The following is a 15752-nucleotide window of genomic DNA, read 5'->3' on the forward strand; positions in this document are numbered from 1 at the left end:
CTCCGTACGTTCCCCAACTCCTCCCTGTCATCAACTTTTTCGGAGAAGAGCCAAAAATGATAAGTTTGTTTCAGAACCATATCCTGGTTCGATTTTCGGATCTGGTGGATTTGCCTCTCAGTGTAATCAGCATGCGTAGTTCACACGCGAGAGGAGGTGGATGTTTCCGAGGTGTACGTTTTCAAGGCCGGCTTCCACTGCGGCCTCCCTGGCCTTGGCTGCGTGTTCTCGTGAAGTGGCGGGAAGGTCGCTCATATGGAAATGCGGATGAAATCCAAGAAGAGAATAGGGGATATCTTTGTCAAGAGAAGAGATAAATCCAGCTATCTTTTTTACCTCATGAACATCGATGTATCCAGGCACAAGGAGCGTACTCGCAACTGCAAGTGGCGGGTCCTTTCTCTCGTTGAACCGTGATGCAAGATATGTGAAGTTGTCAAGCGTTCTCCTGTTGGTAGTTCCGCAAAGCGCCAGATTCAGGTGTTCGTTATACGTTTTGAGGTCGAACTTGATTATCCCTCCGCTCTCCAGAGCAACTTCTATCATCTTGCTGAGGTGGGCTTTGCTCATTGAGCCGTTCGTCTCCCAGCAAATCCTGAAGTCCCCTTTCTTTCGGGCCTCTCTTGCCGCACTGAGCGAATGCACTATCTGTGGAGTTGGGTCACCTCCAAAATAACATATACATCCCGTATCCTCTGTTGCACGTGTGGCAAGTTCACTATCCGAAAGTGGAGAAGCAGTCTCGAAGTTGGTCGACCTGAATGTGAAATTCTGGCAGAAGAGGCAGTCAAAGGAACACGCCCTGTAGAAGACGGCCAGGTTGTACTTGCCCTTCATGTTCCTTCCGGGACAAACCCAGTCAGCGACACAGTTGGTGGGAAGGGGATCATAGTAGTAGTCAAGATAGGCAAGCTTGGGGCCTCCCGAACGGAACTTGAGCTTGCCGTCCAATTCTTTTCTTATTCCACAGAACCCCAGACCTCCACTTTCAACTTCACACTCGTTTACGCAAAAATTGCACTTGACTCTTCCCCCTCTGGGGACCTTTCCAGGCAGGCTGTACTGCTCCCTTGTCTCTGCATGGACATTTTCTAAATGATCCTTCACCTTCTCGAAATCACTTCTTATGCAGGAAACACAGACTGACAGCGGTTCCGATATTACAACTGACGACTTACCGCAATTTATGCAACTACCCATTTTTCACCAAAGTACAAAGTACAGAGTACGGGAGAAAACCAGGTCACGCTCTCCTTGAGGGAGATGTACTTTCCCCCTGTTTACTCGCCTGGGTCCAAAAGAATCATTTTGCATTTTGATTTTTGCAATGAGTCATCGCAGATGGCTTCACATCAATTGCTTGACGGTCAGCGTTCTCATTCTGTTTATGGCTGCCGCTATCTCGAATTTTCTCGGCAGTGCGTAGTCACCGTAAACCTCATCCCTGAAGGGCGAGAGAACGTCCAAGCCACTCTTCTCAATATCTCTGGAAACCATCTCCACGATCTCAAGCATAGAGTGAGAACCGTCAGCATACTTTCTTGACATGTAGTGGATAGCATCGCCAATGGCTCTGGCCTGACCGACATCTACAAGCTGTTCAACGCATAGAAGGTCAATTCTCGTAGTCCCGAAAGAGATTTCATTCATAGACTTTGTGTCTATCTTTACTTCTCTCTTCCCCCTTCTGGGATTGAAGCTGTGACGCAGTGGTGCTCTTTGAGTAATCTTGGAGAAAGAATTTCCGACCTCTCTGGCGCGCTGTGTTCCATACCTTGCAGCTATTTCTTTTGCCTCAGAGGTGACGTCCCTGGGCTGATAGGTGTCCATTGATATTACTGTATCTGCAACATCGAAATAGTCACCACTTCCTCCAAGCACAAGGATGGACGAGACTCCAAACTGAGAATACAGCTCTCTAACCCTGTCGAGAAATGGAGTAATCGGCTCCTTGTCCTTGCTGATCAACTCCTGCATTCTCCTGTCACGTATCATGAAGTTAGTAGCGCAAGTATCCTCGTCCATAAGCAGGAGTTTGGCACCGACTTCCATCCCCTCAACGATACTCGCGGCCTGGGACGTAGAACCACTGGCATCATCGCTCGAGAAAGAACGGGTGTCGATACCGGTCGGAAGATTAGCCAGGAAAGCTGAGATGTCGACCTTCTCAACCCTTCTTCCATCTTCTGCCCTCACCTTCACCGTGTTCACATCAGTTATGGCGAATTCTCTCCCATCTTCGAGAATGTGATTGTACACGCCTCTCTCGATTGCTCTCAGCAGCGTGGATTTGCCATGGTAGCCTCCTCCGACAATCAATGTAACTCCCTCAGGAATTGCCATGCCCGTTATGGTTCCACTGTTGGGCCTATCGAACGTCATGCTTAAACTCTCAGGTGAGAGGATGGGAACGGCCTTTGAAAGATTCATAGGTCTGTCGTCTATTCCGGTCTTTCTAGGAAGAATTGAATCATTGGCGATGAAGCACACGTACCCTTTCTCGACCAGAGAACTTCTTATGAAATCTGCATCCTCACAAACGTCAACCTGTCTGCTCAACCGATCTCTGTCCGTATTTTCGTGGAGAAGGGACCTGGAGACTATCAGCGGGATTTCTTGAAAGAATACTTCTTCTGCCTGTTTCCCCAGGACCATCCTCCCGCGCGCAGGCAACCCAACCAGGAACCTGACCTCGACGAACTCGCCATTCACCACCACGGCAGAACGCTCCAGGATCTCCTGTCCACAGGAAGCAATGGAGACCATCCCGCTCTTGCCTGACCCCCTGTGTCCCCTTGCAACGGCATCAATGGCATTGGAGAAGGCTCTCACCAGGTAGTCTTCAACTCCAATCCTGCGCGAACGATTCTTGAACAGCTCAGGGGAAAATTTGGCAACCTGTTGCTTCACCCTCACCCTCACGCGAGATGGCGCGGCAAAAGGATCGCCTTGAACGTGGTCCACGAACAGAGTGTAGCCCTGAAACTGATAGACTCCTCTGATCTCTTTGTAGGCCTTATAGCCTCGACCGTCTATTCTGCGGAGCTTCCTTTGGAGGGATTCCATATATCTGGTGAAAACACTGATTATCTTCGATCTCTTACCAGAAACCTGAATCGCAAGGCATCTTCCAGCATCGATATGTTGTTGAATAACACGTAGCACTCTTTGTCTTTCGGACACAATTCGAGAAGTCCTGCTAGATCTTCGTCTGTGTACTTGTATCCATATGCGCCTATACCATGAAGTCTGTAGTATGCTATTTCACCATACACCTGGTTATCTTTGAACGGGTCAACGCAGTGGACAATATCGAGATCTTTACACAGCCCTTTTACCGTGTCTTTACTCCACTTGCCCCTCGGTTCCCAGAGCATTTTGACCTCTCCCCTTTCAACCCCTTCGAAGAACATTCTCACATTGAGCACACTGTCCATGTTCTCTTCAAAGCTGGGCGGACTCTCGAATAGGACCATTCCTGCCTTCAGAATGTCCACGATCTCCTTAGTTCTCTCCCAGGCTTCGCGCACCTCATCAGTGGGTCTGAAGAAACCATAGTTTGTCAGTTTTGATTTGGGGATCTTCAGTTTTGTTCTTCTGTATGTCGGACTGTCAGAGGGATGCGTAATAGTCTGCCAGGCCTTCACCGCGTATTCAAAACTTCTCGGAGCTTCCGAATTCCACCTGATTGCAGTGCTCGGCCTGGGAAGATTGTAGAATGTCGTTTGTACTTCTACTATGTCAAACTTACTATAGTAATCTTCTCTCTTGGTCGGAAAACCGCAACAGCCAACTCTCATCATCTAACCAACAACCCATTCCTACTTCTTCTTGTCAAACAATTCCAGGAAAGGCTTGAACAGATCGATCGGTACTGGGAACAGAGTGGTTGAGTTGTTCTCTGCGGCCACCTCCTTTAATGTCTGCAAGTATCTGAGCTGAAGGGCAATGGGATGGCCCTTAAGTATAGTGGAGGCTTCTGCCAGTTTCTCGGATGCCTGGAACTCTCCTTGCGCGTTTATGACCTTCGCTCTTCTTTCCCTCTCAGCCTCGGCCTGTCTTGCCATAGCCCTCTGCATCTCTGTAGGTAGATCAACATGCTTTATTTCCACAAGCGAGACCTTGACTCCCCACGGGTCCGTGGCCTCATCAACAATCGCCTGGAGCTTGTTGTTGATTTGCTCTCTCTTGGCAAGCAAGTCATCAAGCTCAGACTCTCCCAGAATTGACCTCAGTGTAGTCTGCGCTATCTGAGAAGTCGCATAAAGGAAGTCTTCAACTTCAACTATGGCTTTGTTCGGGTCCATCACCCTGAAATAGACGACGGCGTTCACCTTGATTGAAACGTTGTCTTTGGTTATAATATCCTGAGGTGGAACGTCCATTGTCACAACTCTCAGGCTGACCCTGACCATTTTCTCAAAGAATGGTATGATCCAGACCCATCCAGGGCCTCTTGACGCAACAAGACGGCCCAGCCTGAATATCACTCCCCTCTCATACTCCCTCAGTATTCGTATGGCATTGCTCAGTATTATTGCGACAAACAGAACGATGAGTAGTATTCCTATACCCATTTCTCCTCCCTATTTATTTATGATTGCAATGTTTCGACCTTGAGCACAAGGCCATCTACATCAACCACTTTAATCCTCTCACCTTTCTTTATCCTCTGTTCAGAAATCGCGGACCACAGTTCTCCGTGAACTAGAACCTGACCTTGTCTGGAATCGATAGTGGCTCTTGCGTCTCCCTTCAGCCCTATCATTCCGCGCCTTCCTGTGGTCGGCTTCCTGCGGTGGGCTCTCGCAACCATGCCCATGCCGAACAGGAAGAACGCCGCTGTAACCATAACAACCGGTATGATGACAGACCAGGAGACTCGCAAAAACGGCAGATCTGTGTCTACAAGCATTGTCGCCCCGAGCACCAGTGACACTACCCCACCAATCGCAAGAGGTCCATACGTGGGGGTAAGAGCTTCCATTATGAACAACCCCATACCAAGTATGATGAGAAGAACTCCCGCGTAGTTAATAGGTAAAGTTTGAAAGGAAAAGAATGCAAGAATGATGCAGATACCGCCAACGACTCCAGGGAATATTGCCCCCGGATGTGAAAGTTCAAAGAACAGACCATAGAAACCGAGCATCAGGAGTATGAACGCAATGTTGGGATTGGCGAGCCTCGAGAGGATGTTTTCTCTCGGGCTCATAGGAATCCGTTTCCTCGTCGCATCTTTGGTCTTGAGAATGACCTCGGCGTCTCCAACAGAGACCTTCTTTCCATCTATCTTCTCAAGCAACTCATCCAGGTCCTTTGCAATAAAGTCAATTATGTTCTTTTTGAGCGCATCCTCTTCGGTCTCGGAGACAGATTCTCTCACCGCCTTCTCCGCCCATTCGGAATTGCGGCCCCTCGTCTCGGCAATCGATTTTATGTATGCGGCAGCATCGTTGGTAAGTTTCTCCTTCATCTCTTCACTCGACTCTTTGCCAATTTCTACCGGGTGCGCTGCGCCGATATTCGTTCCCGGTGCCATCGCCGCAACATGCGCAGCAAGCGTGATGAATACTCCCGCGGAAGCGTCTCTTGCTCCGCTGGGATAGACATAGACTATGACGGGGATCTCAGAGTTCAGAGTGGCCTTGATCATATCTCTCATCGACAGGTCAAGGCCGCCAGGCGTATCCAACTCAACCACAAGACAATGAGCACCTTCAGACGTGGCACGCTCCAGCGTTTTGACGAAATACCTTGAAGTGACTGGACCAATTAGCCCCTCTATCCGGATAACGTAGACCTCTCCCTCGGCGCACGCTGACACGGCCAAGACCACAAGAAGGACAAGGCTTATGAGCACTGACTTTACGATCATCTAGACCACTATAGGTTTGCTTATTGCTGATGTCAAGACCAAAAAACCCTTGCCCCAAGACAAATCCTAAACCCGAAACTCTAATCTCTTCACCCCGTTAGATATGGCCAGTAAGAAAAGCAAGTGGTCCAATAAACGGCGATTTCCAGGACAGACAACGCCATTCTATTGAAGCAACACGTCATTATCTAACGGGGTAGACAATATCCAATCACCAAAATCCAAATGTCCAAAAGTGCGTGCCTGTCCCTACCAGTTAGTTAATTATGTTGCATGTCTTATTAATAATCTTAATTAACGACTTGACAAATTCAATCTTTGGCTTTATATTATCAAGCGAATGCTCGAAAGGGGGCGAAAATGACCAGAATGCCAGGCGGATGCCCAGTTTGCCAAGAGATACTGACAGTCAGGTCTCTCTACTGCCCTGCTTGTAAGGTCAAGATAGAGGGCGAATTCGAGCTCCCAAAGCTACTTTCCCTCACACCAGAACAGATGGAATTCATTCAGGTTTTCCTGCGCTCAAGGGGAAACATCAAAGAGGTGGAGCGGGAGCTTGGAATCTCCTATCCCACTGTCAGAACCAGGCTCGGGGATGTGATAGCCACGCTCGGGTACGAGGTCGAACCTGTCGAAGAACCAGATTCTTCAAGTGTCCTAGCCTCTCTGGAGAAAGGTGATATCACGGTTGAAGAGGCAGTGAAAAGATTACGCGGAGAGGCCTGAGCCCTGTTTCTCTGGTCCACACGGAAGAGCCGTATCAAATCAAGGAGGAGATTATGGATGAAAAGATGAAAATCCTGCAGATGCTGGAAGACGGAAAGATAACCGCAGAGGAGGCAGCCAGACTCCTGGAAGCAGTGTCCCGGCATAAGCCAGAGCGGCATACGGTCGGTGTAGACTCTGATGTCATCGGCGACGTTATGGGTGGAGTCAGCGGCGTAATGGAATCAATACCTGGAATCATAGCACACTGCGTACGACTAGAAACCAGAGGTGGAAAGAAGACCCTGCGCGTGAAGAAGAAACCTACTGTGAAACTCAGCCTCGTTGGAGGTGATCTCACCATATCCCCGTCGGACGATGGCACGATAAGAGGAAACCTCAGCTCGGGGATTGTCACGGCAAAGGATATCAGGGATGAACTCTTGATAAAATGTCTGGGTGGGGATGCGGATGTGCAAATGCCCCGAGTAGAAACTCTCTCGGTATCCCTTGTCGGGGGCGACGTAGAAGGTGATGTTGACGCCGCGTCTCTTACCGTGAAAACCCTGGACGGAGACATCAAACTGCACTTGAAAAACCTGCAAAGCGCTGTCATGAAATCGAAATCTGGAGATATCAGCATAACCATACCGAAGGACGCGGATGCTGTGGTCGATGCCTACACCATGTCAGGCGACCTGCAGTTTGAACCAAAGATAGCGATTGAGGAACAGACTGACAACCACATAAAAGGGAAGATGGGCAAGGGTAAAGGGAGTCTCACAATAGTGAATCTCTCAGGCGACATAACTGTCAAGGCGTCCAGCTGAGCGCCAGACAAAGAGACGAGGAGAAGAAATGGAAGAAAGAGCGAGGATTTTGAACATGGTCGCGGAGGGGAAGATCTCTGCTGAGGAAGCGGAAAGGCTCCTCCAGGCCCTTGAAGGTGGGGAACTGAACGAGGTGGCTAAGAGAGGCAAGGCCAGGTGGTTGAAGGTCAGAGTCTACGACAAAAACTCGGGAAAGGTGAAGGTCAAGGTGAACATTCCGCTTGCCTTGGTCAAGATAGGTGCTAAAATAGGCGCCAAATTCGACCTAAAACTTCCCGAAGAAGCCAGACGCCAAATGGTGGAAAAGGGGATTGACCCTGGGAATCTGACAGATGTGAAAAAACTGGAGGCAATCATAGACAATCTTGCCGCTCAGGGTCCATTCAAGCTTGTCGATGTCGAAGAAGATGATGAAAAGGTAGAGGTCTTTATAGAGTGAACCCACACATTTTCAGGCAGTACGACATCAGAGGAGTCGCAGCATCTGACCTGACAGACGATGTCGTTCAACGCATAGGTAGGGCTTTTGGCACGCACCTGAAGCGCGCCGGCAGAAAAAGGCTCGTACTTGGAAGAGACGTCAGGCTCAGCTCACCAAGGATAGCAAAAACCATAAAGAAGGGCCTTCTCTCCACTGGATGCAATGTGATCGACCTCGGAGTCGTACCCACACCTGTCTTCTATTTCTCCATATACAGGCTGCGAGCGCAAGGCGGAGTGATGGTCACTGGAAGTCACCTTCTGAAAAAGTACAACGGACTCAAACTGTGCAAGGATGCTGAGACAATCTACGGAAAAGAGATACAGAAGATAAGGAAGATAGCGGAGAGCGGGAAGTTCCTGACGGGCCGGGGAAGAGAAAACAGAAGGTCTGTGACAGAGGCCTACAAAGACTCAGTCGTCAAGAAGAACAGAGTGGAAAAGAAACTGAAGGTCGTGATTGATCCAGGGAATGGCACGGGCGGACCAATAGTGAGATCAATTCTGAGAGAGCTGGGTTGTCGGGTAGAATGCATCAACTGTAAACCCGATGGTCGATTCCCTGCCCACCAACCAGACCCTACAGTACCGAAGTACATGACGCAGCTTGTCCAGAATGTCCTCGAAAAACACGCAGACATCGGAATAGGCATAGATGGTGATGCAGACAGAATTGGCGTTGTGGATGAGCTGGGTAACCTAGTCTGGGGCGACAAACTGCTGGCGCTCTATGCAGAGGAGCTTCTCTCAAAGGTTCCGGGGGCGGAGATCATCTTCGAGGTCAAATGCTCTCAGGCTCTGCCGGAGTACATAAGATCGCTTGGAGGAAGGCCGAAGATGTGGAAGACCGGCCACTCCTTGATAAAAGCGAAGATGAAGAGAGATGAAGCGTTGCTGGCAGGCGAGATGTCCGGCCACATGTTCTTCGCGCACAACTGGTATGGATTCGACGACGCCATATTCGCTTCAGCAAGAATTGTCTCCATCTTGTCCAGGGCAGATGCTTCCATGTCAGTCCTCCTGGAAAAGATTCCCAAGTATTTTGCCACTCCTGAAGTTAGGATTGAAAGCACAGACAGGAGGAAATTCGAGGTTGTAGATAAGGTTAAATCCTTTTTCTCGCAGAAGTACAGGACGAGAAAAATTGACGGGGTGAGAATTGAATATGGAGATGGATGGGGCCTGGTTAGAGCATCCAATACTGAACCCATAGTTGTTGCCAGGTTCGAGGCAAAAACGAGAAAAAGGCTGCAGGAAATAGAAAAGGAAATCATGACAAGAGTAAACCAATACAATGAACCCTGACCCCACCCGAGTACCCACGAAATTCCGCCCGTACCCCGCACGAACACCTTCGAAATTACGAAAATCGGCCCAACCGCCTACAACACCTTCGAAATTCCCATCTACCCCACGCCACACCATCGAAAATCGAAATTCCGCGCCACCCTTCTCTGCCCCACCGAAATTCGCTTCTAACCCCACCCACACCTTCGAAATTGGGAAATTGACCGCACCCAATCCCCTGCATTCTGCAATCTTTACCCCAGAGGGATAAAGAGCAGGGGCGTATCGCAATACGCCCCTACAAGATCTGCAAAAACAACTCAGTCTATCTTATTACCGTAATCTTTTCACACACGGTTTTTGAACCCGAGTCGAGCCTGATGAAATATGTGCCTGATGGGACTGGGCGAGAGGCATAGTCTCTGCCATCCCATTTAACTGTCACCGGACCGGTCCCTGAGATCTCATAGCACCTCACCAATCTTCCGGATGTGTCGTAGATATTGAGTTCACCACTGCCACCGTCGTCCACCACGGCCACAATCTTAGTCGACCCCCTGAATGGATTGGGCGAGATCTTAAGAAGAGGAGCATCCTTGACCGCGCGGACCGGCTTCCCCTCATTCACTCCTGTCCCCGGCTCACCATCCAAGATTACATCATCAAAGAACGTGGTGTCCTCCAGTGCGGAAAGCGAGACACGAGCCCACACTGCATCGGGATGGGCGTCTATTCCCAGTACATACTGCACCCACCCCGATGTGTGAAAGGAATTCACCGTATTAGAACCGACAAGCGAGTCGTTTATGTCAAGCTGCAATACCTGGAATAAGCCAATTCCCATGAGTCCAGGGACATCAAGCCACAACGAAAAATCGTAATGTGTACCGCCCACAATGGGAACCAACGAAGTCGCGAAGCCCTGGATGGCAATTGTCTTACCGAGTGCTATTGAATAGCTTCCACTGTACGCATGGCTTGACTTGTATGCACTGCCAGAATCGAAAAGTGCGCTCGTTACCCACCACTCAGGTACTTGCACGCCCAGACTATCAAACCAAGTCTCAAATCCTGAATTCTGAAGCAGGTTAACGGCACAGGATGTCGACACATTTAACAGCGCTGCAGCTAGAAGGAAAAAGAAGAACCTCCTCATCCTTCCTCCTTTCAAACTAGGCCCCTACCGCAACACTTCTTGTATTTTTTGCCGCTGCCACAGGGGCAGGGGTCGTTTCTTCCTATTTTCTTACCTTCCCTTCTGTACTGTCTGACAGCAACTCCTGATTCGCTCTGTTGTCTTTTCGTTCTCCTTCCTCGAACACCGGCGGCAACTGCGATCGCTTCTTCTCGTTCTGGTTCTTGTTCTGCAGGGACCACGCTTGCGGTCCCGGGTTTATATGCCCTTGTCTTCTCTTTTTTCTCCTCCGCTTCAACTGGTCTAACTTCAATCCGGAACAAGAGCGAGATTATCTCCCCAAAAATCGAATCCTTCAGCTCCTTAAACAACCTGTACGACTCTCTCTTATACTCCACGAGCGGGTCCTTCTGAGCGTACGCCCGGAAGCCTATACCCTCCTTCAAAGCGTCCAACTCATACAGGTTGTCCCTCCACTCAGTGTCAACCGTGTGCAGCATGACGCTCTTTTCAAGTTCCCTCATCTGTGCTTCACCTATCACGTTCTCTTTTCTATCATAGGCAAACTTAACAGCCTCAAGAAGATTACCTTTCAGCTCTTCTACATTGGTTGATGCTCGCTTTTCTTCCGGTATTTCCAGATCAATCAAAAACATTCTCCTTGAGTCTGCCCTCAAACCTTCCCAGTCCCATTCTTCAGAGTATCTTCTGGAATCGGCATGTTCATCCACAATGCTTTCAGCCAGTTGTTCGATTATTTCGAGAATCCGGCCCTTTAGGTTGCTGCTGTCCAGGATCTCGTTCCTGAACCTGTATATCTCGCTTCTCTGTTCATTCATAACATCATCGTATTCAAGAAGCCTCTTTCTTATATCGAAATTGAACATCTCCACCTTTTTCTGAGCACCGGAAATCGCGCGTGTGACCAGCGGGTGGTGTATTGCTTCACCATCTTGCACTCCAAGTTTATCCATCACTCCAGCAATCCTATCCGAGCCAAAAAGCCTCATCAGTCTATCCTGTAGAGAAAGATAGAACCTCGAGGACCCTGGATCTCCCTGCCTTCCACTTCTTCCGCGGAGCTGCCTGTCGATCCTTCTGGCCTCATGGCGCTCTGTCCCGAGAATGTGAAGCCCACAGGGTATCTCCTGCCTGCATTGCTGTTCCATGTACTCGTGTGCGCAATTTTCACAGTCCTTGTCCTCGCAGAAAATGCAACACTTTTCACACTTCACAACTCCTGGCCCAAGCTTTATATCCGTACCTCTGCCAGCCATATTGGTCGCTATGGTTACCCTTCCAGCCTCACCCGCGTGCGCGATAATCTCAGCCTCTTTCTGGTGGTGCTTGGCATTCAAAACTGAGTGTTCTATCCCTTTGCGTGTCAACATACGAGAGAGCGTCTCCGACACATCCACAGAAACGGTTCCCACCAGCATGGGCCTTCCTGCACGGTGCATCTTCTGTATCTCTTCGATTACCGCGTTATACTTTTCCCTGCGGGTCTTATATATGACGTCGTCATAATTCACTCTTCTTACGGGTTCGTTCGTCGGAATCACAACAACATCGAGCTTATAGATATCCCAGAACTCATGAGCTTCAGTCTCAGCAGTACCTGTCATTCCAGCAAGTTTCTGATACATCCGGAAGTAGTTCTGAAGCGTAACCGTCGCAAAAGTCTGTGTCTGCTCTCCAACTCTCACGTTCTCTTTGGCTTCGATAGCCTCATGGAGCCCTTCAGAATATCTCCTGCCGGCCATCAATCTGCCGGTGAACTCATCAACAATCAGCACTCTGCCTTCCTGAACAACATACTGTTCATCCACAAAGAAAAGAGAGTGTGCTCTAAGAAGCTGGCGAATGGTATTGTTCAAATCCATCTTCTCGGCGTTCTTCTGGTATAGATGGTTGCTTTCAACAGACTTCTCCCTCGGACTGAGTGAATCATTCTCTTCAATTTGCTTCAGTTCAGTGGCGAGGTCTGGCAGTGTGAAAAAATCGGGACTTTTGGTCGGGGACAAGAAATGCTTCGCGTCCTCTGAAAGGTCAACCACATTGGACTTCTCATCTATGTTGTAGAGAAGTTTCTCATCCAGTTCGTACATCCTCTTGCTCTGTATGTATTCTATCTCAGCTCTTTCAACCAGCTTCTGCACACCTGGCTCCTGCAAAACCTTCATCAACCTTTTGTTCCTTGGAGCACCCCTCTGTGCCATGAGCAGTTTGACGCCCGCCTCATCTTCCTCTCCTTTCTTAAGGAGCGCCTCTGCCTCTGCAATGGTTTTGTTGACAAGAAGGGTCTGTTTGTGAACCAGTTCGTCAACCGGTTTCTTCCATCTATCAAATTGTTCGTGGGTAGAATGCTCAACAGGGCCTGAGATGATTAGTGGTGTACGCGCCTCATCCACAAGCACAGAATCCACCTCATCCACAATAGCATAGTGATGGCCATGCTGGACTCTGTGGTCCGGATTTCTGCTCATGTTGTCTCTAAGATAGTCGAAGCCAAACTCATTGTTCGTTCCGTAGGTGATGTCACAGGAGTACTCGATTTTCCTTTCTTCAGGCTCCATACCACCCTGTATACAGCCTACCGTGAGGCCCAGAAACTCATACACCTTCCCCATCCACTCCGCATCCCTTCCGGCCAGGTAGTCATTCACTGTGACAAGATGCGCGCCCTTTCCGGTGAGGGCGTTGAGGTAAAGGGGCATGGTTGCAGCGAGTGTCTTTCCTTCACCCGTAGCCATCTCTGCTATCTTGCCCTCATGCAGAACCACTGCTCCCATTAGCTGAACATCGAAAGGCACCATGTTCCATTCAATCTCTATGGCGCTCACATCCCACTTCTGACCGACGAGTCTCCTGCAAACTTCCTTAACTACCGCAAACGCCTCTGGCATTAACTCCCGCAGTATCTTTTCTTCTTCTTCGTTGATCCGTTTTTCAAGATTCTCTCTTTGGAGTCGAAGGTCCGCAAGGATCCCCTCGTCTTCCTCAGCGGCCATCCTATCCTTAGTCTCAGCGTACTCGTTTTCCAGATCTATCATCCTCTCCCTGATGAGTGACCTGAACTCCGCTGTCTTGGACCGGAGCTCCTCATCAGAAAGGGACTTCAGACTTTCCTCGAAGGCATTTATCTCCCCGAATATGGGAGTGAGCCTCTTTATCTCCCTTTCGTTCTTTGTTCCAAGTATCTTTTTGGCGAATTTGCCCAGCACCAACTGTCACCTCCACCCAAATGTATGCCACAAGAACAAGGCTATGTCAAGAAAGCAATTACAAAATCAAGCGAAGGAATTCCCCCCCAACTGGAAGGGACAAACTGGCTACACAAAAAGTCCCGGAATGCTCGAGCAAAACACTGGAAACTGCGAACGAAACCTGAGAACCAAATGTTTTTCGAGGGTTCGATTTTCGGAATTTGTAGTTCTCAGTTTGTAGTTTTGTTCGAGATTTAAGCCCGAAATAGTACCGATTCTCGATTGAAGAGCGTGACCGCTCTTAGAAGGGTAAGAAAGGCCAGAACCACATTTACCAAGAATACCACGCCAAGATACTGCCAGTTTATGTGTCCCATCAGCACATCCTTGAATGCAAGACTGGTATTAAGAATCGGTATCAGGTTAACCTTCGCGCCCATTTCGGTGCCGGGTAGAATGGATACAACCGCAGGAATTATCAGCAGAGTCAAGAGCGGCGAAAGATAACTCGTCGCCTCCTTGTAGCTCTTCGCGAACAGCGAGATTGAAATGAGAATAGCGCTGAAGAAACAGCATACCGGTATCATCATAAAGAAGATTACCAACAAGGAAAAAGGACTGATAGCAAGGCTTACCTCTTCCCCAACCCTTGCCAGAGCTCCAAGGCCTCCCTTCAGAGTTGCGAGCATGCTGACACTCGCCAGAACCGCTGTCACAAATGACGCAGAGAAAACAGCAAGAAACTTCCCCATGACCAACTCAAACCTTGTCGCGGACGAAAGGAGAAGAGTCTCGAGTGTTCCCCTTTCCTTTTCCCCCGCAGTCAGGTCTATGGCCGGATACATTGCCCCCGTTAGAGCAAGGATCAAGATCAAATAGGGAAGGACCATTGCTGCTATCATTGCGCCTACCTTCTCCTTGCTGGCGAGGCTGATCGTGCTGATGTCAACAGGCTCGATGAAACCTTTTGTCAGGCCTTCTTCTGCCAGACGGTCCCCAACGATTGAATCCCCATACTGAGCAATCAGATCTTCTATCCTTTTTGCACCGGACTCGGACTTGATCTGCGTAGCATCATAGAATATGGAGACTTTCGCACTTGAGCCTTGTTCCAGCTTTGCCTGAAAATCCTCTGGTATTGACACCGCCACTTCTATTCTCTTTTCCTTGATCGCTGATTCGTAATCTGGCTCTTCAACTATTTCTACCCCAGCATTTGACTCCAGCACGGCCATAATAGAAGGAGCGTTTTCCTGCCCAACGACCACGGCTCTGGCAACGGCTCTTTCAACCTTCGCCATTTGAATACCCATGATGGCACCGAACCCCATGGCGAGGACAGGAATGAGAAGTATGGGTACCACAATCATAGAGATGATCGTTCGGCGGTCTCTCAAGGAATCAATCATCTCCTTTTTGTAGACCGTTCGGATATTCCTGAGGTTCATCGCTCTTCACCTACAATGGCAATGAAGGCATCCTCAAGCTCATTGGTGCTCGTCTGTTTCAAAAGGTCTTCCAGAGTTCCAGAGCCTTTTATCTTACCCTGGTGTATGATGGCAATGTCATCGCATAGCTTTTCCGCTTCTGACATAATATGTGTGGAGAACACCGTGCACTTGCCAGCAAGTCTGCAGTTTTCGATGAACCTGACCACAATACGTCTCGCCATAATGTCCAGTCCTGCCGTCGGCTCATCCAGAATCATGACAGGGGGATCATGTACTATTGTTCTGGCTATAGAAACACGTTGTTTCATTCCGCCAGAAAGCTTCCCGCACCTGACCCCGGCGTAATTTTCCATTTCCAGCATACTGAACACCTCGGCCGTTCTCGATTCTATTGCCTTCTCACTCATCCCACTCAGTCGACCGAAATAGTAGAGTATCTCTTTTGGGGTCAGCCTGTGATAGAGCTTGGTATCTCCTGATAGGAACCCGATTTGAGACCTCACTTTCCCGGGCTCTCGTACAAGGTCGCATCCATTAATCGTAGCCGTACCAGACGTCGGCGCGAGGATTGTAGCTAGAACTCTCAGGGTTGTCGTTTTCCCCGCCCCATTTGGGCCAAGAAGACCAAACACTCTCCCCGCCTTGCACTCGATATCAAGCCCATCAACGGCTCTTACTACTCCCCGTCTTCTATCCCTGAACAGCTTTGTCAGGCTATGGGTCTTTATCATAACTAAGATATTGGGCTGCTCAACACAGATGCAATCCTCTGGGAAATCT

General features: G+C 49.2%; 13 protein-coding genes. 4 read left to right on the forward strand and 9 right to left on the reverse strand.

All coding sequences use genetic code 11. The features are described 5' to 3' along the window. Positions 1-126: 126 nt before the first annotated feature. The 5 genes from E3J62_06150 to E3J62_06170 all read right to left on the reverse strand — a co-directional run bounded on the left by E3J62_06150 (position 127) and on the right by E3J62_06170 (position 5878). A complete protein-coding gene (locus tag E3J62_06150; GenBank protein ID TET45750.1) occupies positions 127-1200 on the reverse strand; it encodes a radical SAM protein in 1074 nt (357 codons plus the stop codon). Between the two features lie 147 nt (positions 1201-1347). Further along, a complete protein-coding gene (locus tag E3J62_06155) occupies positions 1348-3066 on the reverse strand; it encodes an ATPase (GenBank protein ID TET45751.1) in 1719 nt (572 codons plus the stop codon). Between the two features lie 20 nt (positions 3067-3086). Further along, positions 3087-3803, reverse strand: coding sequence for a DUF72 domain-containing protein (locus tag E3J62_06160; GenBank protein ID TET45752.1), 717 nt, complete (start codon positions 3801-3803; stop codon positions 3087-3089). 18 nt (positions 3804-3821) lie between these two features. Beyond that, a complete protein-coding gene (locus E3J62_06165) occupies positions 3822-4577 on the reverse strand; it encodes a slipin family protein (protein TET45753.1) in 756 nt (251 codons plus the stop codon). 17 nt (positions 4578-4594) lie between these two features. After that, positions 4595-5878 (reverse strand): nodulation protein NfeD, encoded by a 1284-nt coding sequence (locus E3J62_06170; protein ID TET45754.1) that lies wholly within the window; start codon positions 5876-5878, stop codon positions 4595-4597. A gap of 360 nt (positions 5879-6238) precedes the next feature. Here E3J62_06170 and E3J62_06175 point away from each other — a divergent pair, with 360 nt between their 5' ends. Genes E3J62_06175 through E3J62_06190 form a run of 4 tightly spaced genes read left to right on the forward strand, consistent with a single transcriptional unit; the run spans position 6239 to position 9198 of the window. Next, positions 6239-6604 (forward strand): DUF2089 domain-containing protein, encoded by a 366-nt coding sequence (locus E3J62_06175; protein TET45755.1) that lies wholly within the window; start codon positions 6239-6241, stop codon positions 6602-6604. A 53-nt stretch (positions 6605-6657) separates the two neighbouring features. Then, the gene (locus tag E3J62_06180; protein TET45756.1) at positions 6658-7413 is read left to right on the forward strand and encodes a hypothetical protein; all 756 of its coding nucleotides are present in this window, start codon (positions 6658-6660) and stop codon (positions 7411-7413) included. Positions 7414-7441: 28 nt separating this feature from the next. Continuing rightward, positions 7442-7852, forward strand: a complete 411-nt coding sequence (locus tag E3J62_06185; protein TET45757.1) for a hypothetical protein — start codon at positions 7442-7444, stop codon at positions 7850-7852. Continuing rightward, a complete protein-coding gene (locus E3J62_06190) occupies positions 7849-9198 on the forward strand; it encodes a phosphomannomutase/phosphoglucomutase (protein TET45758.1) in 1350 nt (449 codons plus the stop codon). The genes E3J62_06185 and E3J62_06190 overlap by 4 nt, the downstream gene beginning before the upstream one ends. A 307-nt stretch (positions 9199-9505) precedes the next feature. Here the strand turns inward: E3J62_06190 and E3J62_06195 are convergent, their stop codons facing one another. The 4 genes from E3J62_06195 to E3J62_06210 all read right to left on the reverse strand — a co-directional run bounded on the left by E3J62_06195 (position 9506) and on the right by E3J62_06210 (position 15703). Continuing rightward, a complete protein-coding gene (locus E3J62_06195) occupies positions 9506-10336 on the reverse strand; it encodes a T9SS type A sorting domain-containing protein (protein ID TET45759.1) in 831 nt (276 codons plus the stop codon). 11 nt (positions 10337-10347) lie between these two features. Beyond that, positions 10348-13536 carry a preprotein translocase subunit SecA gene (gene secA, locus E3J62_06200; protein ID TET45839.1) on the reverse strand — a complete coding sequence of 1063 codons (3189 nt, stop codon included), beginning with the start codon at positions 13534-13536 and terminating at the stop codon, positions 10348-10350. A 239-nt stretch (positions 13537-13775) separates the two neighbouring features. Beyond that, positions 13776-14969, reverse strand: a complete 1194-nt coding sequence (locus E3J62_06205) for an ABC transporter permease (GenBank protein ID TET45760.1) — start codon at positions 14967-14969, stop codon at positions 13776-13778. Then, on the reverse strand, positions 14966-15703 hold the full coding sequence (locus E3J62_06210; protein ID TET45761.1) for an ATP-binding cassette domain-containing protein: 738 nt from the start codon (positions 15701-15703) through the stop codon (positions 14966-14968). Before E3J62_06210 ends, E3J62_06205 begins: the two co-directional genes overlap by 4 nt. Positions 15704-15752: the final 49 nt, after the last annotated feature.

The organism is candidate division TA06 bacterium, assembly GCA_004376575.1.
Lineage (GTDB): Bacteria > Hydrothermota > DG-26 > E44-bin18 > E44-bin18 > E44-bin18.